Below are 19325 nucleotides of genomic sequence, written 5' to 3' on the forward strand. Positions count from 1 at the left end.
AACCGCAGTTGGCAACGAAATAATGTCGCATCATCGTTAACCGATGCGCGCTTGTGTTGCGGTGTGGTTACTGCGCTTTGCTTCGACCGCAATATCGCCCTATGGAAGCAATTCTGATCAAGAGACGCGCCCGCTGATGCACCGGCCAGCGTCCGTTTCGGGGATGGCATGACGAGCGAACTGGTTTCAATCGATCCGGCGACCGGCGGACAGATCTGGCGCGGGATGCATGGCGACGTCGATGCGGAAGTATCCCGCGCGCGCACTGCCTGGCCCGAATGGGTCGCCATGCCCTTCTCCAAGCGGGTCGACCTTATCAAGCGCTTCGGCGAGCGGCTGAAGGCAAACACCGAGCCGCTGGCAACGCTGATCAGCCGCGAGACCGGCAAGCCATTATGGGAAGCACGCACCGAAGCGGAGAGCGTGGCCGGCAAGGTCGATATCTCGGTCAAGGCCTATAGCGAGCGCACCGCGCAACGCCGCAGCGATGGCGCGATGGGCGCGCGCACCGCGCTGCGCCACAAGCCGCACGGGGTGATGGCGGTGCTGGGCCCCTATAACTTCCCCGCGCACCTGCCCAACGGCCATATCGTTCCGGCGCTGCTCGCGGGCAATGCAGTGGTGTTCAAGCCATCCGAGAAGACCCCCGCGGTCGGCGAGATGCTGGTCAGGCTGCTGCACGAGGCCGGCGTGCCGGAGGGTGTGCTGCGGATTGTGCAGGGCGGGCCGGACGAGGGCAAGGCGCTGGTCGGCCATCCGGATATCGACGGCGTGCTGTTCACCGGGTCGGCACGCGCAGGCATCGCCATCAACCGCAGCCTGGCTGCCCGCCCCGACAAGATCGTGGCGCTGGAAATGGGCGGCAACAATCCGATCGTCGCATGGGACACGCCGGACCTGCGCAGCGCTGCCACGCTGATCGTGCAGTCGGCGTTCCTGTCCGCAGGCCAGCGCTGTTCCAATGCGCGGCGGCTGATCGTGAAGGACAGTCTTGCCCCGCAACTGCTGGCCGAAGTGAAGGCGATGGCAGACCGGCTGATCGTAGGCGGTCCGTTCGACGATCCCGCGCCGTTCATGGGGCCGGTGATCGACAATGAGACCGCCGACGGGCTGCTCGACAGTTTCCTGTTCCTGATTTCCAATGGCGGACAGGCGATCCGCTTCATGACCCGTCCGAGCGAATCGCTGCCGTTCCTGACGCCGGGCATCGTCGATGTCACCAATGTCACCGAACGGCCCGACGTCGAGCTGTTCGGGCCGCTGCTGCAGGTAGTCCGCGTGCCCGATTTCGACAGCGCCATCGCCGAGGCCAATGCCACCGCCTATGGCCTGTCCGCTGCGCTGATCGGCGGCAACCAGCGCGATTACGACATCTTCTGGGCAAACATCCGCGCCGGCGTGATCAACTGGAACAAGCCGACCAACGGCGCATCCTCGGCGATGCCTTTCGGCGGGGTCGGCCTGTCGGGCAACCACCGGCCGAGCGCCTATTATGCCGCCGATTATTGCGCCTATCCGGTCGCCTCGACCGAGGCCGATGTACCGCGCGCGACCATCGGCATCGGCCTCGCCAACGAGAATTGACATCGGGTACCTTTCCCGCGGCGGGAAAGGTGCTGATGGTCTGCATAGCCACGCTATCACCCCTGCAATGCATCCTGCCTTGGGATCGTAACGCAGCGGGCGCACATGCGGCATCATGACTGCCGAAACATCATCCCATCCCGGCACCGTCTATCTGGTCGGCGCCGGTCCCGGCGCTGCCGATCTGATGACGGTGCGCGCCGCGCGACTGGTCGCTGCGGCCTCCATCATCGTGCATGACGGGCTGGTCGATCCCGAGATCCTGACCACGGTGCGCGCCGACGCGCGTTTGATTTCCGTCGCCAAGCAGCGCAGCCGCCATTCGATGGCGCAGGAGGACATCAACGCGCTGCTGGTGAGCGAGGCGCTGGCAGGCAACGATGTGGTGCGGCTGAAAGGCGGCGATCCGTTCATTTTCGGGCGTGGCGGCGAGGAGGCCGAGGCATGTCGCGCTGCCGGCGTGCCCGTAGAGGTCGTGCCCGGCGTGTCGGCCGCGCTCGCCTGTGCCGCGCAGGCCGAAATGCCGCTGACCCACCGCGACAGTGCCAGCGCCGTCACTTTCGTCGCCGGCCAGTGCAAGGGCCTGAGCGATCAGGACTGGTCGGGCCTTGCCGGGCATGGCCGCACGCTGGTGATCTACATGGGCATCGCCACCGCGCATGACATTTCCGAAAAGCTGATTGCCGACGGCGTCGACCCGGCACTGCCGGTCGCGGTGCTCGAAAGCGGCGGCCGCTCCGCCTTTCGCGCCAAGCGCAGCCTGCTTGCCGATCTGGGCGCCATGGTGGCGCGGGAGCGGATCAAGAGCCCGGCACTGCTGGTGATCGGCGACGTCGCGCGGCGCGGGCTGGCGGATGATGCGCTTGCTCCACTTTTCTCCGCCAGCCCTGAGCGTGTCGAAGGGCAGTTTGCGGTCGAGAGCCGTCCTTCGACAGGCTCAGGACTTACGGTTTTGGGGGCAAGCAATTCATGAAAATTCTTACCGGTAACAATCTTGGCGACGGGCGCGTAACGTGGTGGACCGGCAGCGGCTGGTCGATCCATGTCGAAGACGCCGTCGATGTCGGCGAGCATGGCGAGGCCATTGCCGCCGAGGAAGAGGGCGCACGACGGGTCAACGCCCCCTATGTCATCGACGCCATCGCCACGCCCGAAGGCCCGCGCCCGGCGCATATCAAGGACCGGGTGCGCGCGCTGGGCCCGACCGTCCGCCCCGACCTGACCCTCAAACCAGCCGACCCGACCGCGGGCGAATGGGTGATCTGACATGTACAAATATGACGACTATGATCAGGCGATCGTCGACGCCCGGGTGGAGGAGTTCCGCGACCAGGTGGCGCGCCGCGTCGCCGGGGAGATGAGCGAGGACGAGTTCAAGCCGCTGCGGCTGATGAACGGCCTCTATCTGCAGCTGCATGCCTATATGCTGCGGGTCGCCATTCCCTATGGCACGCTGGACAGCCGGCAGATGCGGATGCTCGCCCATATCGCGCGCAAATATGACCGGGATTACGGCCATTTCACCACGCGGCAGAATATCCAGTACAACTGGATCAAGCTGGAGGAGTGTGCCGACCTGCTCGCCGACCTGGCGTCGGTCGAGATGCACGCCATCCAGACCAGCGGCAATTGCATCCGCAACATCTCCAGCGATCAGTTCGCCGGCGCGGCTGCAGACGAGGTGACCGACCCCCGCCCCTGGGCCGAGCTGCTTCGCCAGTGGTCCAGCTTCCACCCCGAATTCAGCTACCTGCCGCGCAAGTTCAAGATCGCGGTGATCGCGGCCGAGGAAGATCGCGCGGCAATGCGGCTGCACGACATCGGCATCCGGATCGTCGAGAAGGACGGCGTGCATGGCGCGGAGGTCTATGTCGGCGGCGGCATGGGCCGCACCCCGATGATCGCCCCACTGATCGGTACATTCGTGCCGATCGAGGATCTGCTGAGCTATGTCGAGGCGTGCCTGCGGGTCTACAACCGCTATGGCCGGCGCGACAATATCTACAAGGCGCGGATCAAAATCCTGGTCCACGAGATCGGTGCGGACGAGTACCGCCGACAGGTCGAGGAAGAGTTTGCGCATGTTAAGGCGCTGGGCATCGACCCGCCGCGCGCCGAGTTCGACCGCATCGCTGCCATGTTCGCGCTTCCCCCTCTGGCTGCGGACGCCAGCGATGCGGTCGATCTGTCCGACCCGGGCTTTGCCCACTGGGTCAGCCAGAACAGCCACCCGCACAAAGTCCCCGGCCATGCCATCGTCACCATCAGCCTGAAGGCGGTGGGGGAAATACCGGGCGACGCATCCTCTGCGCAGATCGACCTGATGGCCGATCTCGCCGAACGCTACAGCCACGACGAGCTGCGCGTGACGCACAGCCAGAACATCGTGCTGCCGCACGTCGCCAAGGCCGACCTGCGCGCCGTCTATGATGCGCTGGTCGGTGCGGGCCTCGCCACGGCCAATGTCGATCTGGTCAGCGACATCATCGCCTGCCCCGGCCTCGACTATTGCAGCCTGGCCAACGCCCGCTCGATCCCGGTCGCACAGAAGATCGCGCAACGCTTTGCCGATGCCGACCGGCAGCGCGACATCGGCGAGCTCAAGCTCAAGATCTCGGGCTGCATCAACGCCTGCGGCCACCATCATGCCGGGCACATCGGCATCCTCGGCGTCGACCGGAAGGGCACGGAAAACTACCAGCTGCTGCTCGGCGGATCGGGCGCGGAAGATGTCAGCCTGGGCAAGATCATGGGCCCCGGGTTCGACGAGGATGGCGTGGTCGATGCGGTCGAGAAGGTGGTCGAGCGCTATCGCGAAGTCCGCGAGGATGGCGAGCGTTTCCTCGACACCTATCGCCGGGTCGGCATGGACGTGTTCAAGGAGGCTGTTTATGGGTGAGCTGCGTTTCCGCACCGATGAGGCGCTCGAGCAGCCGGCGGTCACGCTCGACGCCTTCCTCGACCAGACCAACGCCACTGCCGTCAGGCTCGAGCCGGACGACGACGCGCGCGCGCTGCTGCCGCATCTCGGCCGCATCGCGCTGATCGAGATCGCCTTTCCCAAATTCCGCGACGGGCGCGGCTATTCCTCCGCCCGCATCCTGCGCGAGGCGGGCTATACCGGAGAGCTGCGCGCCGAGGGCGACGTGCTGGTCGACCAGATCGGCTTCATGCGCCGCTGCGGCTTCGACAGCTTCGCCCCGGCCCGCCCGCTCGACATGGCGGCGGTGGAGCGAGCGCTGACCCGCTTCGATCATGTCTATCAACCGGCGGCCGACGGCGCGGTGCCGGTGTGGAAGCTGCGCCATGGCTGAGCTGCGCCAGCGCGACCGGATCGCCCTGCCCCCGCGCGCGACCGCGCAGGACGTGATCCGGCTCAACAACATGTTCCGCGGCGGGACGCCGCACGATGTGTTGCGCGCGGTGCTGTGCGACCGCATCGCCGGCGACGTGGCGCTGGTCTCCTCCTTCGGGGCGGAGAGCGCGGTGCTGCTGCACCTGGTGGCGGCGATCGACCCGGCGACGCCGGTGTTCTTCCTCGATACGGGCAAGCATTTTCCTGAAACGCTGGCCTATCGCGATCTGCTGGAGACAAAGTTGGGGCTGACCCGGCTGATCACGCTGCACCCGGACGAGGCCGAACTGGCCGCGCGTGACGACAAGGGATTGCGCTGGTCCTATGACCCTGACGGCTGCTGCGACCTCAGGAAAGTGCGGCCGCTGGAACGCGCGCTGGCCGGTTTCGATGCCACTATCTCCGGCCGCAAAGCCTTCCAGTCGGCGACGCGGGCCAATCTGCCGCATTTCGAGATCGATGGGGCGACGTCGCTGCTCAAGGTCAATCCGCTGGCGAGCTGGACCAAGGCCGATCTCGATACCTATGTCGCCGAGCATGCGCTGCCGGCGCACCCGCTGGTGGCGCAAGGCTACCCCTCCATCGGCTGCGCGCCCTGCACATCCAAGGTGCTGCCGGGCGAAGACCCGCGCGCCGGGCGCTGGCGCGGTTGGGACAAGACCGAATGCGGCCTGCACGGCGAAGTGACGCCGCTGCCCACCAAGCCGGGCGAAGAGCCGGTATTCTGAGTGCAGCCGTCACTTTGTGACGTATCGCCTTTGCGGTCGGCTTGCCGTATCGCAAGCGAGACCTATGGGGAGTTCCGTCATGCGCCGTCTCGTCACCGCCGCCACCCTCGCTTTCGCCTCTGTCGCACTGACGGCATGGCCGACACCGGCGGCGCAGGCCTCCCTCGCCCAAGGCGCGCGGGCGCCCGAGTTCACCGCGCCGGGGGCGCAGGGCGGGCGGCGGATGACGGTGTCCCTCAGCAATGCGCTGCGCCGCGGGCCGGTGGTCCTCTACTTCTTCCCGCGCGCCTTCACCTCCGGCTGCACCATCGAAAGCCGCGCCTTTGCCGAGGCCATGCCGCAGTTCCGGGCGGCAGGGGCAACGGTGATCGGCATGTCGGGCGACGATGTCGATACGCTCGCCCGCTTTTCCACCGAGGAATGCCGCAGCGCCTTCCCCATGGCGTCGGCAAGCAGCAACCTGATCGCGCAATATGACGTGGCCCTGCGCCCCGGCATCACCACGCGCACCAGCTATGTCATCGCCCAGGACGGCACCATCGCCCATGTCCATAACGACATGAACCCGAACGACCATGTCCGCGAGACTCTGGCGGCGGTGCAGCGACTGCGCGCGCGCCGCTAATCGATCCGGTCCGACACATAAATTGCAGATGATGCGACGGACATTATTGCCGTTCGCACGGCTTTGTGCACAAGCGGCAAGTACAAAGTCGGGGAATATCAGTGCTCGTCGGAATCGATCTGGGAACCACCAACAGCGCCGTCGCGATCTGGCGCGACGGCCAACCGCAACTGATCCCCAATAGTCTGGGCGATCTGTTGACGCCGTCGGCGGTGAGTCTGCTCGACAGCGGCGAAATCGTTGTCGGCATGGCCGCCCGCGAGCGGCAGGCGACCCATCCGGCCCAGACCGTGACCGCATTCAAGCGCTACATGGGCACGATGCAGGAAGCGAAGCTCGGCAAGAAGGGCTATCGCGCGGAGGAATTGTCGGCGCTGGTGCTGTCCAGCCTGAAGGCCGATGTCGAGGCGGCAACCGGCGAAACGGTGACCGGCGCAATCATTACGGTGCCGGCCTATTTCAACGACCGCCAACGCAAGGCGACGCGGCGCGCCGGGCAACTGGCCGGGCTGGATGTGCGGCGACTGGTCAACGAGCCGACCGCCGCCGCGCTGGCCTTCGGCATCCAGCAGCGCGACGATCATGAGCCGTTTCTGGTGTTCGATCTGGGCGGCGGCACCTTCGACGTATCGATCGTGGAAGTGTTCGACGGCATCGTCGAGGTGCGCGCGTCGGCCGGGGACAATCGGCTGGGCGGCGAGGACTTCAACCAGTTGCTGGTCGACCTGGCCCGCCGCAAGCTCGACGTCGCGGTGCTGGCGCGCAACGACGATGCGATGCTGGTCGACGAACGGCTGCGGCAGGCAGCGGAAATCGCCCGCCGCGCGCTGAGCGATGCGGACAGCGCCACGATGCGGGTGGTGCTGGGCGGGGCGCAGCATGAACTGACCATTACCGGCGACGAGTTCGAGGAGGCCGCCAAGGAGCTGATCGCCCGCCTGCGCGACCCGGTGCTGCGGTCGCTGCGCGACAGCAGCATCCGCGCCGACACGTTGTCCGACGTGGTGCTGGTGGGCGGCGGCACGCGCATGCCGGTGGTCCGCCGCGCGATCACGCGCATGTTCGGGCGTTTCCCCAACAGCACCGTCCACCCAGACCATGCCGTCGCGCTCGGCGCGGCCGTTCAGGCAGGTCTGGTCGAGAAGGATGCGGCGCTCGACGAAGTGCGGCTGACCGATGTCTGCCCCTTCACCCTGGGGGTCGATTCGTCAGAGCGGGACCAGCATGGCAAGCTGCACAGCGGCCTGTTCTCCCCCATCATCGACCGCAACACCCCGATCCCGACCAGCCGGGTGGAGATGTTCAGCACTGTCGCCGACAACCAGAAGCAGGTCGAGTTCGGCGTCTACCAGGGCGAGGCGCGGCTGGTGGCCGGCAACGTCAAGCTGGGCCAGATCCGCATGAACGTGCCGCCCAAACCGGCCGGCCATGTTCGCATCGATGTGCGCTTTTCCTATGACAGCTCGGGCCTGCTGGAGGTGGATGTGACGGTCCCCGAAACCGGGCAGACCCGCAATCTCGTCATCGCCGACCAGGAAGAGGATATGGACGATGGCGAGCTGGCGCGCCGCCGCGCGGCGCTTGCCAAGCTGAAGGTCCATCCGCGCGAGCAGGACGCCAATGCCGCCATTTTGGCCCGGGCGCAGCGCCTGTACGAAAGCTTCATCGGCGATCGGCGCGACATCATCGGCCGCTGCATCCTGGCGTTCGAAGCTGTGCTCGACAAGCAGGACAGCCGGTTGATCGAGGCGGCGCGCACCGAGCTCGCCGACCAGCTCGATGAGCTGGAAGGCGAGCGCTATCTGTGAGCCGGGTCTTCCCCTGGAGCCTGCTCGGCATCGACGCCGACGCTGACGAGCGCGCGATCCGCCGCGCCTATGCCACCAGGCTCAAGGCGATGGACCCGGACAGCGACCCGGCCGGTTTCGAAAGGCTGCGGAGTGCGCGGGATCGTGCCCTGGCTCTGGCGCGCAGCCGCGCCGCCGGCGAGACTGAGGATGAAGCGGCGTGGGACGATTGGGACGATGCGCCCGTGCGCACGGAGTGGGACGGCGAGGAGACTGCCGGCCCGACCGGTGACGGCGTCGGCCTGGCCGACGGCGATGGAGCTGGCGATGTGCCGCTGCCAACGCCGCCGATCGATGGCTATCCTGTCGATCTCGGCCCGAAAACGCTCCCGTCGCTGACCGCGCCGTCGATCGCCGCCAGGGCAACGGATGATGCCATTGTCGCACCCCCAGGCGAGGAAACGCCTTTGCCGCGCGCGACGGGTGACCTGGCCATTGCGTCTGGCCGCCCCACCCCAGTCGACCTGCGCTTCACGCTTGCCGCACCGCAGCTCGACCGGCCGTGGCATCAGGAGGGAACCGTCACCCCGCAATTGCTGGCGCTGACGGTCGACGGCCGGCTGGAGCAAAGCCAGGACGCGCTCTACCGCCTGCTGATCGCGGCCGACCCCAATGTCGCGCTGTCGATCGATGAGGAGAGCGCGATCGGGCGGCATCTCGACGTGGTGCTGGCTGCACAGGCAGAGATGGAGATCGGCCGCGCCGCGGATCTCGAGCTTTGGCTGGCCGAGATATTCGCCCGATCCACCCCGCGCTCGCACCCTTTCGCCCAGCGGCTTGCCGACCATTTCAACTGGCGCGCCGAGGCCGGTAACCTCAACCAGCCGCGCTCGATTGCCTGGCTTACCGATCGCGCGCTCGCCTTCGATTTCCGCGATCGCGTCACCCAACCGACGAACAAGGGCTACAAGGCGTGGATCGAGCTGACCACGCCGGCGATGGAAGGCACCAAGCGCGGCCGGGTCAAATATGTCCGCGAATTGCTGGACACGGTGCGCAGCCAGCACCCGATCCTCGAAAGCGAGTTCGACTGGCATCGCGTGAGCCTATGGGAACGCGCGCCGGCCGCCAGCTCGGGCGGTGGCGGCACCAATTGGTGGGTCGTCATCCTGCCGATTCTGTTCATCCTCAGCGCCATCGGCCGGCTCGGCGACTCCGACCGGCCATATGACAGCGACCGGATCGATCGCGAACAGGCAGCGGCCGTCGATCTGGCGGAATTCGACGACGAAACGCTCCGCCGCGTCACCATCGACGATGCGCTGCGCAGCGTCGGTGGCGAGGCATTGACCATCGAGATTGTCGAAGCGCGCAAGCCGCTGATCATCGAGGAACTGGATCGCCAACTGGTTGCAGGCAAATCCCGGTTCCGGGCTTTGCGCAATACCGAAAGCGCGCTGGTGCAATCGCTCCACCAGCGGCTGCGCGGCGGGCTGTCGACGGCGCCTTGGCGGCAGCTACGCGATTATCGCGCTGCGCAGGGGGCGATGCTGCTGCGGCTCAAGGAGCGCAATCCTGCCCGCTGCTTGGAGTTCTATTCCGGCGAGTCACCCGGCGTCGGGATGGATGTGGCCGACCTGCTCGATCCGCTGCAGCGCGCGCAGGCCGGGATCATCCTGTCTACCGACAGGGTCGAAGCCACGGCGGAGGGTTCGAGGCAATTTTCCGCATCGACGCGCATCCTCGACCTAGCGGCGGAGCGTGCCGGGATGAGCCGTGACCGCCTGCTTGCCGTCATCGCCGGCACCGGATCGGAGACGGAAAAGTGCATGGCGCTGGGATCGCTGATCGCAACGGCCGCCGCAGGGCCGCGCGAGGAAACCGAGGAAACGCTGCGACAGTTGTGAGCGCTCAGGCCGAGCGCTTGACCAGCGCCGAGCGTTCGCAGGCGCAGACGCATTCGCCGCGCTGGTTCCACATCTCGTGGCGGAAGGTGACGATGCCTGCCGTGGGCCGGGACTTGGAGTCCTTGAGGCCGATCACCTCGCTCGTCGCGCGCAGCGTATCGCCCAGAAACACCGGCTTGGGCATGACCAGCCGGTCATAGCCGAGATTGGCGACAAGCGTGCCCAGCGTCGTATCGCCGACGCTGAGGCCCACCATCAGGCTGAAGGTGAAAGTGCCATTGACGAGGATCTGCCCGAACTCGCTGGCTCTGGCTGCCTCGACATCGATGTGCAGCGGTTGCGGATTGTGGGTCATCACCGAGAACATGAGATTGTCGGTCTCGGTCACGGTCCGGCGGATCTCATGCTCGATGCGGTCGCCGATGGTCCACTCGTCGAAATGCCTGCCAGCCATGCGAAGGGTCTCTTTTCAATCCGCAGCCCTGAGCTTGTCGCAGGGCGTATCTCGTTACTGCACTACGCCCTTCGACACGCTCGGGGCTACCGGGAATCCATTCCGTCTCAGCTGAGCCCCGTCAGCATCCGCCCGGCGGTCGACCCGCCGTCGACCGGGATGACCGCGCCCGAGATATAGCGCGCGGCATCGCTCGACAGGAACAGGCAGGCGTCGGCGATTTCATCCACCGTGCCCATGCGGCCGAGCGGGACGCTGGCGTTGACCCGCGCTTCGGCCTCAGGCGTCGGGGCGAGACGGGCCATGCCCTCGGTGCCCTGGATCGGGCCGGGTGCGACCGAATTGATGCGGATCCCTTCCCGTCCCCATTCCATCGCGAGGCAGCGGGTGATCATGTCGACCCCGGCCTTGGCGGCGCAGACATGCACTTGCAGCGGCATCGCGATCCAGGCCTGTGCGGCGGAGATGTTGATGACGCTCGCCCCCGGCTTGGTCAGCGCGTCATAGCTGGCGCGCATGACATGCCAGGTGCCGAGCGTGTCGATATCGGTGACCGTACGGAAGCCCTTGGCGCTGATCGCGGTGGCGGGCGCCGGGAAATTGCCGGCAGCGCCCGAAATCAGCACATCGATGCTGCCGCGTTCCGCGACATGTGCGTCGACCGCCGCCTTGACCGCATCCCAATCGCGCACGTCGAGCGCGAAGCCGAGCGCGGGGCTGGTGTGCGACAGCGCCGCACGCGCAGCCTCGACCTTGTCCGGATTGCGGCTGGCGACCGACAGGTTCGCACCCGCCGCGGCAAAGCCGTGCGCGATGCCCAGATTGATGCCGCTGGTGCCGCCGAACACGAAGACATTCTTGCCGCGAAAATCGAAGGTCGGTCGGGTCATGGCTGCTCTCCCTGCTGCTCAGCGTCTGAGCCGGGGGGATTAGGTCGTAAACTCATAAAATGCACGTTCGAGGCGGCGAAATGGCGAAGATATCGGGTTCAGGTGGCCGCCGCGGGTGGTGGTTCCACCTGCAAGGCCGCGTGGGCCCGAGATCGAAGCCATTTCACCGCCCCGAAGGGGTTCGACCCATTTTGTCCATGGCTGCGTCGGCAAGTCTTGAAATATCGACATATTCCTTCGCCTTGCCTCCTTGCCCTGAACAAAATGGCCTCGAACCTCGAACGCGCATTTTATGAGTTTACGACCTAGACCAGTGCCGTGAATTTGACCACCGCCGTGCCCGGCATCGGATCCGGCGCGCCGCCAAGGCTGTGCCGCAGCCGCATCAGGGCGAGCCCGAGATGGTTGCCGCCGCTGCCATCGGCATTGTCGCTCCAATAATGATCGCGGCCTGTCGCGCTGTTATGTTCCAGTAAATAGGCGGAACCCGTGGCGAGGAGTCCGGCCGCCAGCGCGGCGTCGGCAAATTTGGCGGCCAGAACCGCATCCATCCCGCCGTCCCGGCCGAGGCCGGCATAGCCGGGATCGGGCGGCGGGCCGGATTTCTCCAGCTTCCTTTTCTGGCTGAATGCGGCATCGCCGGTCTGGCAAGACGAGAAAAGCTGGCGCAGCGCTGGGTGCGACCACCATTTGAGCGCCTGGAAGGCGGCTTCCGCGACATGAAACGGCGCGGTGGCGCCGGCGACGGTCATCTGCATCTGCACCGGCCAGAAGTTGCCGAGGAAGGGTGCCATATAGACATCGTCCCACGGCGTATTGGAGCCGGGAAAATAGAAGGCGACCAGAGCGGTTGCGGTGCCATCGACCGTGACCGGCTTAGGTATTGGTGCGAAGCCCTGGCTCATCGACATGTCCCCCTGTCGGCGACTCCGCAGATGGAGCCACCGACAGGCTGACACATGTGCCCTGCCGCGACAATCGGCCGGTCAGCTGCAGGTGACGCGGCCGCCGCCGACCTTGCTGTGCGTGCAGGTGCCGCCGCCGGTCACGGTGACGTCGCCCGAGCCCATCGTCGAGACGTCGGCATTGCCGGTCACTGCCAGCGCGATATTGCCCGAGCCGACGATGCTGATGTCGGCGCGCTGCGCGGTCAGCGAAGGGGCGGCGATGTCGCCCGATCCGGCGATGGTCGCATCGACCTCCTCGGCAGTGCCGGTTGCCTCGACCTTGCCCGAGCCGGTGATCACCAGCTCGAGATCGCGCACCGCGACACCATCGAGCTTGATATTGCCCGATCCCGCGACGACCAGCTCGGCCGACTCGCCGGTCAGCGAATCGGCGATGACATCGCCGCTGCCGGCAACGACCACGGTCGAGAGCGTCGGCATGGTGACCCGCACCAGCGCGCTGCCCCTGCCCGACCACTGACCGGAGCGCCGGCGCACTTCGAGCTTGCCGTCGTTGACGCGGATGATCAGCCGGTCGAGCACCTCGTTGCTGCCGGTCGCGGAGACGGCGAAGGCATCGCCCTTGACCACCTCGACCTTGTCCGATCCGGCGGCGATGATGCCTGTGAAGCCGGAGACGGCATAGGTGCGGCTGACGTTGTCGCCCGATCCGCCAGCAGGGGTGCCGGCGACCGCGCCCTTGGTCTCTTCGGCTGCGGCGGCTTCCTCATCATCACCCATATACGCGCAACCGCCGAGCGCCGTTGCCGACAAAGCCAGAGCTGCAACCGCCATCAAACCACGCATAAACTTACTCCTCCAGCGCCCCTTGCTGTATTATTCTTATAATACGCGCCCTAAAATATGGCGTCAAGCAGCGAAGGCACTTGCGCTTGTCCATGTTTCGTATATTCTCGAATTATCGAATCATTGGAGACAGCATATGAAACGACTGCACCTGCACATCAGCGTCGGCGAGATGGAACCGGCGATTGCCTTTTACAGCACCCTGCTCGATGCCGCGCCGAGCGTGGTCAAGGATGACTATGCCAAGTGGATGATCGACGATCCCTGCGTCAATCTGGCAGTATCGTCGCGCGCGCGGGCGAGCGGCGTCGATCATGTCGGCATCGAGGTCGATAGTGCCGACGAGCTCGGCGCGCTGGCCGGTCGACTGAAAGCAGCCGGAGCCGAGACCCTCGATCAGCAGGCGACCACCTGCTGCTACGCCCGTTCCGACAAGAGCTGGGTGACCGACCCGGCCGGCGTTCGCTGGGAAACCTTCTTCACACACGGCGAGACGGTGCATTATGGCGAGGACGTCATCGCCGACGCGGCCGGTACGCCGCCGCCGATGAAGGCCTGCTGCTGATGCAGACCCCGGTCGCGGTGGAGGCGCTGTCGGCGCTGGCGCACGGGCACCGGCTGGCGGTGTTCCGCCTGCTGGTGCGCGCGGGCGAGGAGGGATTGGCTGCGGGCGACATAGCCAGGGAAATCGGCGTGCCGCCCAGCACCCTGTCGAGCCATCTGACCATCCTGGGCCACGCCGGGCTGGTGCAGTCGCGCCGCGATGGCCGCTCGGTCATCTACAGCGCCGACTATGCCGGAATGCGCGATTTGCTCGCCTTTCTGGTCGCCGATTGCTGCGCTGGGCGCGCCGAAATCTGCGGACCGCTGGGCGCATTGGCGGACAGCCCATGCCCGGCCCGCTGACCGACGGGCCGGTCGATCTGCCCCGCCGCCTGGCAGCCGAAGCCATCGGCACCGCGCTGCTGCTGGCGATTGTCGTCGGGTCGGGCATCATGGGCGAGCGACTGGCGGGCGGCAACGACGCCCTTGCCCTGCTGGGCAACACGGTGGCGACCGGCGCGGGGCTGGTGGTGATGATCTGGATGTTCGGGCCGGTTTCGGGCGCGCATTTCAATCCGGCGGTGACCATGGCGATGCTGTGGCGGGGCGCGATCGATACGCGTGCCGCCGCAGCCTATGTCGCCATCCAGATCGCCGCGGCGGCAGCGGGCGTCTGGTTGGCCCATGCCATGTTTGCAGCAGACACCCTGCAGGTCTCCGCCAAGCTGCGCGACGGATGGCCCCAGGCCCTGTCCGAAGCGGTGGCGACAGCGGGCCTGATCGGCACTATCATCGCCACAGGCCGCACCCGCCCCGATGTGACGCCGGTGGCGGTCGGCCTCTACATCACGTCGGCCTACTGGTTTACGGCATCGACCAGCTTCGCCAATCCGGCGGTCACGCTGGCGCGCAGCCTGACCGACAGTTTTGCGGGCATTGCCCCGACATCGGTGCCACTGTTTCTCGCAGGACAGGCATCAGGCACCATCATCGCCGTCATCCTGTTCGGCTGGCTTTTCAGAGAGGACAACCCCGCGTGACCGAACCATTTCCCGTCACCATCTATCACAACCCTGCCTGTGGCACGTCCCGCAACACGCTGGCGATGATAGAGGCTGCGGGATATGTCCCGACGGTAATCGACTATCGCGTCATCGGGTGGACAGCCGAGCTGATCCGGCAACTCTGCGCCGAGATGGGCGTGCGCCCGGCGGCCCTGCTGCGCGAAAAGGGCACGCTGGCCGCCGAACTGGGGTTGACCGATCCGGCCACGACAGACGAGCGGCTGATCGAGGCGATGGTCGAGCACCCGATACTGGTCAACCGGCCGATCGTCGGCACCCCCATCGGCACAAGATTGTGCCGCCCGTCCGAACTGGTTCTGGATTTGCTGCAACGCCGGCCGGCCAGCTTCACCAAAGAGGACGGCGAAGTCGTGGCCTTCCCCCCGGGGTGAGTGCGGGGCGCCGGAAAATGGCGACAAGATATTGGCACATTGTGTTGAATCGGGATGCCTGAATGACCGCTTTTGGCGAGGCAGACGGAGTGGCCGATATGGGGTGGGGAGCGGAATGGCGGCTTTTCGCCTCCATTTGATCCTGAAAGGCTACAGACCCCACTTCGGACCGTCGCTTGACAGCGTGATTGCGACTGGCTCGCCGCAGACTTCTACAGATGGCCCTCCGAGGTGGTTCCAGTGGAACAGATTGACGTGCCATCCGCCTGGGATCATCCGTGAACGATCAATTATGCCGTCCGCTCCACTCGCGCGTGCCGCATCAGCATTGCGCCAGGATGGTGGCTCTTCTCCGGCTTCTAGCGCAGCTCGCCAAGGAGCATTCGATAGTTCCCGATCAACGCCTACGGCTCGACAGGCTTCCTCGTCGTGTTGATCGAGAACATGTGCAACGCCAACCATCAAAGGGATGACTACGCGCGGCCGACCATCCTCTCTGATGTAGCCAGAAACCGCAATCATCGCCCATTCAAGCTTTGGGCTCATATAGAGCGTGGCCTGCCCGGGGCGATGATACCTACCGGCGCTCTCAGGCAAAGGTGGAGCGAGGACGTCGTTCACGCGATCGACGAGGACTGATCTAAAAAATGGCCCGCTGACCTGCCGAAATCGCGGCGTCCGTCGGTTCGTCTCTGTGCGCACATCCATGTGAAAAAGATAGCATGGGAGGCGCTTAGCGCCACGACCGATATGGGGTCGGTTTCTGACCGGCAGAAATATTCCGCGAGCAGGGCAATGCCGTCATGCCGCTTCCGGGATCGCTGTTCAGCCTCGCTCATGACGGCAGTTGGGTGGTTTGCTGAAGGTCCGGAAAATGACTATGTTTTGAAACAGACCCGTTTTTGGGGCTTGAGCGAAGTGAGCGATGCTGGATGAACATGGTCATTCGCGACGAAATTTTTGCTGACCAGCGTGCGATTTTCCAACTCACCAAACGAGCCTTCGCCCCGATGCCGTTCTCCGCTGGTGATGAGCAACACTTGATCAATGCCCTTCGGAACAGTGGCGCGCTCGCGATTTCAATGGTCGCGGTTCAGGGCGAACGAGTGGTGGGGCATATTGCGTTCTCGCCTGCAGAGTGCATCGACAAGAATGACAAGTGGTTCGCGTTAGGATCTGTTGCGGTTGAGCCAGAACTTCAAGGACAGAAAATCGGGAGCGCTTTGATTAAGGCTGGGATACAGCGTCTCAAAAGCATCGAGGCCTCGGGCTGTATTCTCATCGGAGATCCAAATTTCTATTCGAGATTTGGTTTTAAGCCATTTCCAGCCCTTTGCCCGCCGGGTGAGCCGCCCGAGTACTTCATGATACTACCGCTTCTATGTGCTTCGCCCTGCGAAGTGGTGGAATTTCACCCGCTGTTCCATTCCGCCGCCGATGGTGTCGCGCCGCCGGTGGAGGCACCATGACCGGCGTGCGCGCTTTGTGTCCGTTTCGGGGTCGTTAGCGGACAGGCTCCTTCCGGGTTTCGGTCGCGCCGCTGCCAATGGTTTCCATGCGCTCGATTTGCGCCCTGCTGCCCCGTCGCATCGTGCTTGACGCGGGGCTTGGCCTTTCCACCAGCCCGCGGCCAGCGGGAGCAGCCTAGCCCCGGATCAAGTCCGGGGCGACGATTGGGGAGGAGGCGCCGTGGGATCGTTAGCCGCCTGTCGGCTTTTGGTGTCCGGCAACCGCCGGGTCACCGCACGGCGGAACAAGGCGTGGGCCGTCATGCAACCCAAACGCTGCGTCCAGCATCCGCTTGCCAAAAGAAAAGAAAAGGGGCCGCATCGCTGCGGCCCCTCTGTTTTGCGTTTCGCGCTGCGCTCAGGCGGCGGGGGCTTCTTCCACCGCCGCTGCACTGCCGCCTACCGGCGGGTGGAACTGGGGGGCATATTTGTTGAGGATTTCGAGGATCTTGGCCTGGGCGGCCTTTTCGTCGATTTCCTCCATCGCGGCGATTTCACGCGCGAGGCGGCTGCACGCGGCTTCGAAAATCTGCCGTTCCGAATAGCTCTGCTCGGGCTGGTCGTCGGGGCGGAACAGGTCGCGGGTCACTTCGGCGATCGAGATGAGATCGCCCGAGTTAATCTTCGCTTCATATTCCTGCGCGCGGCGCGACCACATGGTGCGCTTGACCTTGGGCTTGGTCTTGAGGATGTCGAGCGCATCCTTGAGGGTCTTGTCGCTCGACAGCTTGCGCATGCCGACGCTTTCGACCTTGCTGGTCGGGACGCGCAGGGTCATCCGCTCCTTTTCGAAGCGCAGCACATAAAGCTCCAGCTTCATGCCGGCGATTTCCTGGTCGAGGATTTCCATCACCCGGCCTACGCCATGCTTGGGATAGACGACATAGTCACCGACATCGAACGCATGCGCCTTGGCAGTCATAAACATCCTTTCCTGTGCGCCCGCGTGGCGGAGACGGCGGAAAGTCGTAAGGCCCGGGATCGGGCGGGTGTCGAATACGGCAGCAGACGAAGGAGCGACGAGGCGCGCATTCGTTGCGGCAAGCTGGCAGGGTTCAGGCTAAGCTTTGCGTAAGCGGCACTTTTCGAGCGACAATCCGGTAGCTTTCCGTCAGGCGGGGTCAGCGCGGGCGATTCCCTCGAGCGGGAACGCGCTGTTGGACTCGTGATTAGCACAATTGTAACAAAAAACCTAGTCCGCCTGCTCCGGTTCCCTCTCCGCCGCCGCCACATCGTCGAGAAAGGCGAGAAAACCGCGTTCGGCCCGGCTGAGGCCGCCGACGGCGCGGGGCAGCCGCGACCAGCGCGGGTCCCACGCCCGTTCGCCCGACATCAGCGCGATCAGCGCGGGATGCACATAGCTTTTGCGCGCCACCGCAGGCGTGTTGCCGAGATGCATCGACACCTGATCGAGCACCGTCTTGATGCGCGCCGCGCCGTCGGCCTCCGCTAACGCCGCAAAGGCGATGACACTGGCATGCCAGGTGCGGAACATCTTGGCGGTGAAATCGCCGCAACATTGCCCCAGCCAGGCGTTGACATCGCCGGAATCGACCGGGTGCCGCACCCCCTCGTTATCGACATATTGGAACAATCGCTGACCGGGCAGATCGCTGCACTGGCGCACCACGGTGACCAGGCGACGGTCGAGGATGGTGATCGACTGCAGCTTGCCGGATTTGCCGGTGAATTCGAGCTTGAGCCGGTCCCGGCCGACGCGGGCATGGCTGGTGCGCAAGGTGGTGGCGCCATAGCTGCGGTTCGATGCGGCATAGGCGCGGTTGCCGATGCGGATGTGGCCGGTGTCGAGCAGGCGCACCAGCGCGGCGATCACCCGCTCACGCGGCAGGCCACGCTGCGCGAGATCGGCTTCGACCTGGCGACGGATGCGCGGCAGCGCCCGGCCGAAGGCAGCGAGCGCGGAGAATTTCTGTTCCTCGGCCGCGGCGCGATAGGCGGGATGATAGCGATATTGGCGCCGCCCGCGCGCATCCATGCCGGTTGCCTGGATGTGGCCGCGCGGACTGGGGCAATACCAGGCCTGCTGATAGGCGGGTGGCAAAGCGATCGCATCGAGCCGCGCGATCGTCGCCGCCGACCGCACCGGCTTGCCGGTGGCGGTGACATAGCGGAACCGCTCGCCCCTGCGCTGGCGGGTCAACCCGCCGGAGAAGCTGTCGACATAGGTACAAGGAGTCAGGAACGGATCGCGCAGCGTGGCCATCCGCGCTGAAAGCATGATGCGGACGGGAGTTCCCGCTCCGCACTGCCGCGCGCAGCTCGGCCCGAACGCGCCGCACCACGCGGTCGGGCGGATTGCACATGGCGTGATTGGCTTATCAGCAGGCGCCGCCGGTCAGCGCCGCGGAGAGATCAGTCGCCTTCGCCGGGCTCGGGCGAGAAATGCGCTTCATATTTGCCCTCGACGCCCTTCCACTCGTCGGCGTCGGCCGGGCTTTCCTTCTTCGAGGTGATGTTGGGCCACTGCGCCGAGAAGCTGTTGTTCAATTCCAGCCACTTTTCGAGACCGCTCTCGGTATCGGGCAGGATCGCCTCGGCCGGGCATTCCGGCTCGCACACGCCGCAATCGATGCATTCGCTGGGGTTGATGACGAGCATATTCTCGCCTTCGTAGAAACAGTCCACCGGGCAGACCTCGACGCAATCCATATATTTGCATTTGATGCAGGCGTCGGTGACGACGTAGGTCATGGCGGTCTAGCTCCCGGTTCGC

At 65.4% G+C, this 19325-nt stretch carries 23 protein-coding genes; 14 read left to right on the plus strand and 9 right to left on the minus strand.

The genetic code is table 11. From position 1 onward, the window contains the following. The first annotated feature begins 168 nt into the window (after positions 1 to 168). The 9 genes from astD (at position 169) to AC0QC4_RS01820 (ending at position 9986) form a co-directional block, all read left to right on the plus strand. The gene (gene astD / locus AC0QC4_RS01780; protein WP_483657999.1) at positions 169 to 1584 is read left to right on the plus strand and encodes a succinylglutamate-semialdehyde dehydrogenase; all 1416 of its coding nucleotides are present in this window, start codon (positions 169 to 171) and stop codon (positions 1582 to 1584) included. Positions 1585 to 1699: 115 nt separating this feature from the next. After that, positions 1700 to 2557, plus strand: a complete 858-nt coding sequence (cobA, locus tag AC0QC4_RS01785; RefSeq protein ID WP_483658000.1) for a uroporphyrinogen-III C-methyltransferase — start codon at positions 1700 to 1702, stop codon at positions 2555 to 2557. Then, positions 2554 to 2850 (plus strand): DUF2849 domain-containing protein, encoded by a 297-nt coding sequence (locus tag AC0QC4_RS01790; protein WP_483658001.1) that lies wholly within the window; start codon positions 2554 to 2556, stop codon positions 2848 to 2850. Before cobA ends, AC0QC4_RS01790 begins: the two co-directional genes overlap by 4 nt. Position 2851: 1 nt before the next feature. Beyond that, positions 2852 to 4483 (plus strand): nitrite/sulfite reductase, encoded by a 1632-nt coding sequence (locus tag AC0QC4_RS01795; RefSeq protein WP_483658002.1) that lies wholly within the window; start codon positions 2852 to 2854, stop codon positions 4481 to 4483. Then, positions 4476 to 4898: a DUF934 domain-containing protein gene (locus AC0QC4_RS01800; protein WP_483658003.1), complete on the plus strand. Its 423-nt coding sequence runs from the start codon at positions 4476 to 4478 to the stop codon at positions 4896 to 4898. The genes AC0QC4_RS01795 and AC0QC4_RS01800 overlap by 8 nt, the downstream gene beginning before the upstream one ends. Beyond that, on the plus strand, positions 4891 to 5667 hold the full coding sequence (locus AC0QC4_RS01805; protein WP_483658004.1) for a phosphoadenylyl-sulfate reductase: 777 nt from the start codon (positions 4891 to 4893) through the stop codon (positions 5665 to 5667). Before AC0QC4_RS01800 ends, AC0QC4_RS01805 begins: the two co-directional genes overlap by 8 nt. 79 nt (positions 5668 to 5746) lie before the next feature. Further along, on the plus strand, positions 5747 to 6292 hold the full coding sequence (locus AC0QC4_RS01810) for a peroxiredoxin (protein WP_483658005.1): 546 nt from the start codon (positions 5747 to 5749) through the stop codon (positions 6290 to 6292). Positions 6293 to 6393: 101 nt separating this feature from the next. Next, positions 6394 to 8100, plus strand: a complete 1707-nt coding sequence (locus tag AC0QC4_RS01815) for an Hsp70 family protein (protein WP_483658006.1) — start codon at positions 6394 to 6396, stop codon at positions 8098 to 8100. Beyond that, a complete protein-coding gene (locus tag AC0QC4_RS01820; protein ID WP_483658007.1) occupies positions 8097 to 9986 on the plus strand; it encodes a hypothetical protein in 1890 nt (629 codons plus the stop codon). Before AC0QC4_RS01815 ends, AC0QC4_RS01820 begins: the two co-directional genes overlap by 4 nt. Before the next feature lie 4 nt (positions 9987 to 9990). Here the strand turns inward: AC0QC4_RS01820 and AC0QC4_RS01825 are convergent, their stop codons facing one another. The 4 genes from AC0QC4_RS01825 to AC0QC4_RS01840 all read right to left on the minus strand — a co-directional run bounded on the left by AC0QC4_RS01825 (position 9991) and on the right by AC0QC4_RS01840 (position 13018). Continuing rightward, positions 9991 to 10440, minus strand: coding sequence for a MaoC family dehydratase (locus tag AC0QC4_RS01825; RefSeq protein WP_483658008.1), 450 nt, complete (start codon positions 10438 to 10440; stop codon positions 9991 to 9993). 107 nt (positions 10441 to 10547) lie between these two features. Further along, a complete protein-coding gene (locus AC0QC4_RS01830; RefSeq protein ID WP_483658009.1) occupies positions 10548 to 11330 on the minus strand; it encodes an SDR family oxidoreductase in 783 nt (260 codons plus the stop codon). A 305-nt stretch (positions 11331 to 11635) separates the two neighbouring features. Then, a complete protein-coding gene (locus AC0QC4_RS01835; RefSeq protein WP_483658010.1) occupies positions 11636 to 12235 on the minus strand; it encodes a hypothetical protein in 600 nt (199 codons plus the stop codon). 81 nt (positions 12236 to 12316) lie between these two features. After that, the gene (locus AC0QC4_RS01840) at positions 12317 to 13018 is read right to left on the minus strand and encodes a head GIN domain-containing protein (protein ID WP_483658011.1); all 702 of its coding nucleotides are present in this window, start codon (positions 13016 to 13018) and stop codon (positions 12317 to 12319) included. 202 nt (positions 13019 to 13220) lie between these two features. Between AC0QC4_RS01840 and AC0QC4_RS01845 the strand changes: the two genes are divergently transcribed. Genes AC0QC4_RS01845 through arsC form a run of 4 tightly spaced genes read left to right on the plus strand, consistent with a single transcriptional unit; the run spans position 13221 to position 15083 of the window. Continuing rightward, complete coding sequence (locus AC0QC4_RS01845) at positions 13221 to 13649, plus strand: ArsI/CadI family heavy metal resistance metalloenzyme (protein ID WP_483658012.1); 429 nt, start codon at positions 13221 to 13223, stop codon at positions 13647 to 13649. Further along, positions 13649 to 13990 carry an ArsR/SmtB family transcription factor gene (locus AC0QC4_RS01850; protein ID WP_483658013.1) on the plus strand — a complete coding sequence of 114 codons (342 nt, stop codon included), beginning with the start codon at positions 13649 to 13651 and terminating at the stop codon, positions 13988 to 13990. Before AC0QC4_RS01845 ends, AC0QC4_RS01850 begins: the two co-directional genes overlap by 1 nt. After that, positions 13975 to 14667 carry an aquaporin gene (locus AC0QC4_RS01855; protein WP_483658014.1) on the plus strand — a complete coding sequence of 231 codons (693 nt, stop codon included), beginning with the start codon at positions 13975 to 13977 and terminating at the stop codon, positions 14665 to 14667. Before AC0QC4_RS01850 ends, AC0QC4_RS01855 begins: the two co-directional genes overlap by 16 nt. Then, positions 14664 to 15083: an arsenate reductase (glutaredoxin) gene (gene arsC / locus AC0QC4_RS01860; RefSeq protein WP_483658015.1), complete on the plus strand. Its 420-nt coding sequence runs from the start codon at positions 14664 to 14666 to the stop codon at positions 15081 to 15083. Before AC0QC4_RS01855 ends, arsC begins: the two co-directional genes overlap by 4 nt. A gap of 150 nt (positions 15084 to 15233) precedes the next feature. Here arsC and AC0QC4_RS01865 read toward each other — a convergent pair whose 3' ends face one another. Then, the gene (locus tag AC0QC4_RS01865) at positions 15234 to 15791 is read right to left on the minus strand and encodes an RES family NAD+ phosphorylase (protein ID WP_483658016.1); all 558 of its coding nucleotides are present in this window, start codon (positions 15789 to 15791) and stop codon (positions 15234 to 15236) included. Then, a complete protein-coding gene (locus AC0QC4_RS01870; protein ID WP_483658660.1) occupies positions 15701 to 15922 on the minus strand; it encodes a hypothetical protein in 222 nt (73 codons plus the stop codon). The genes AC0QC4_RS01865 and AC0QC4_RS01870 overlap by 91 nt, the downstream gene beginning before the upstream one ends. A 93-nt stretch (positions 15923 to 16015) precedes the next feature. On the opposite strand from AC0QC4_RS01870, the gene AC0QC4_RS01875 reads away from it, so the two are divergent. Next, entirely contained in the window at positions 16016 to 16552 is a 537-nt protein-coding gene (locus AC0QC4_RS01875; RefSeq protein WP_483658017.1) for a GNAT family N-acetyltransferase, read from the plus strand. Positions 16553 to 16949: 397 nt separating this feature from the next. On the opposite strand, the gene AC0QC4_RS01880 is transcribed toward AC0QC4_RS01875, so the two are convergent. From AC0QC4_RS01880 to fdxA, 3 genes are all read right to left on the minus strand, one after another. Further along, positions 16950 to 17513, minus strand: a complete 564-nt coding sequence (locus AC0QC4_RS01880) for a CarD family transcriptional regulator (protein WP_483658018.1) — start codon at positions 17511 to 17513, stop codon at positions 16950 to 16952. Between the two features lie 270 nt (positions 17514 to 17783). Next, a complete protein-coding gene (locus tag AC0QC4_RS01885) occupies positions 17784 to 18815 on the minus strand; it encodes a DNA topoisomerase IB (protein ID WP_483658019.1) in 1032 nt (343 codons plus the stop codon). 149 nt (positions 18816 to 18964) lie between these two features. After that, complete coding sequence (gene fdxA / locus AC0QC4_RS01890) at positions 18965 to 19303, minus strand: ferredoxin FdxA (RefSeq protein ID WP_483658020.1); 339 nt, start codon at positions 19301 to 19303, stop codon at positions 18965 to 18967. Positions 19304 to 19325 lie beyond the last annotated feature (22 nt).

The sequence above is a fragment of the Sphingomonas sp. jy18 genome, from assembly GCF_056931895.1.

Bases quoted from the DNA above. Each gene is read 5' to 3' on its own strand.
- AC0QC4_RS01810 (WP_483658005.1), top strand. From the start codon at position 5,747: ATGCGCCGTCTCGTCACCGCCGCCACCCTCGCTTTCGCCTCTGTCGCA.
- AC0QC4_RS01800 (WP_483658003.1), top strand. From the start codon at position 4,476: ATGGGTGAGCTGCGTTTCCGCACCGATGAGGCGCTCGAGCAGCCGGCG.
- AC0QC4_RS01825 (WP_483658008.1), bottom strand. From the start codon at position 10,440: ATGGCTGGCAGGCATTTCGACGAGTGGACCATCGGCGACCGCATCGAG.
- astD (WP_483657999.1), top strand. From the start codon at position 169: ATGACGAGCGAACTGGTTTCAATCGATCCGGCGACCGGCGGACAGATC.
- AC0QC4_RS01870 (WP_483658660.1), bottom strand. From the start codon at position 15,922: ATGAGCGAGGCTGAACAGCGATCCCGGAAGCGGCATGACGGCATTGCC.
- AC0QC4_RS01880 (WP_483658018.1), bottom strand. From the start codon at position 17,513: ATGACTGCCAAGGCGCATGCGTTCGATGTCGGTGACTATGTCGTCTAT.
- AC0QC4_RS01855 (WP_483658014.1), top strand. From the start codon at position 13,975: ATGCCCGGCCCGCTGACCGACGGGCCGGTCGATCTGCCCCGCCGCCTG.
- AC0QC4_RS01885 (WP_483658019.1), bottom strand. From the start codon at position 18,815: ATGGCCACGCTGCGCGATCCGTTCCTGACTCCTTGTACCTATGTCGAC.
- AC0QC4_RS01875 (WP_483658017.1), top strand. From the start codon at position 16,016: ATGAACATGGTCATTCGCGACGAAATTTTTGCTGACCAGCGTGCGATT.
- cobA (WP_483658000.1), top strand. From the start codon at position 1,700: ATGACTGCCGAAACATCATCCCATCCCGGCACCGTCTATCTGGTCGGC.
- AC0QC4_RS01805 (WP_483658004.1), top strand. From the start codon at position 4,891: ATGGCTGAGCTGCGCCAGCGCGACCGGATCGCCCTGCCCCCGCGCGCG.
- AC0QC4_RS01830 (WP_483658009.1), bottom strand. From the start codon at position 11,330: ATGACCCGACCGACCTTCGATTTTCGCGGCAAGAATGTCTTCGTGTTC.
- AC0QC4_RS01840 (WP_483658011.1), bottom strand. From the start codon at position 13,018: ATGGGTGATGATGAGGAAGCCGCCGCAGCCGAAGAGACCAAGGGCGCG.
- fdxA (WP_483658020.1), bottom strand. From the start codon at position 19,303: ATGACCTACGTCGTCACCGACGCCTGCATCAAATGCAAATATATGGAT.
- AC0QC4_RS01790 (WP_483658001.1), top strand. From the start codon at position 2,554: ATGAAAATTCTTACCGGTAACAATCTTGGCGACGGGCGCGTAACGTGG.
- AC0QC4_RS01850 (WP_483658013.1), top strand. From the start codon at position 13,649: ATGCAGACCCCGGTCGCGGTGGAGGCGCTGTCGGCGCTGGCGCACGGG.
- AC0QC4_RS01865 (WP_483658016.1), bottom strand. From the start codon at position 15,791: ATGGATGTGCGCACAGAGACGAACCGACGGACGCCGCGATTTCGGCAG.
- AC0QC4_RS01845 (WP_483658012.1), top strand. From the start codon at position 13,221: ATGAAACGACTGCACCTGCACATCAGCGTCGGCGAGATGGAACCGGCG.
- AC0QC4_RS01835 (WP_483658010.1), bottom strand. From the start codon at position 12,235: ATGAGCCAGGGCTTCGCACCAATACCTAAGCCGGTCACGGTCGATGGC.
- AC0QC4_RS01795 (WP_483658002.1), top strand. From the start codon at position 2,852: ATGTACAAATATGACGACTATGATCAGGCGATCGTCGACGCCCGGGTG.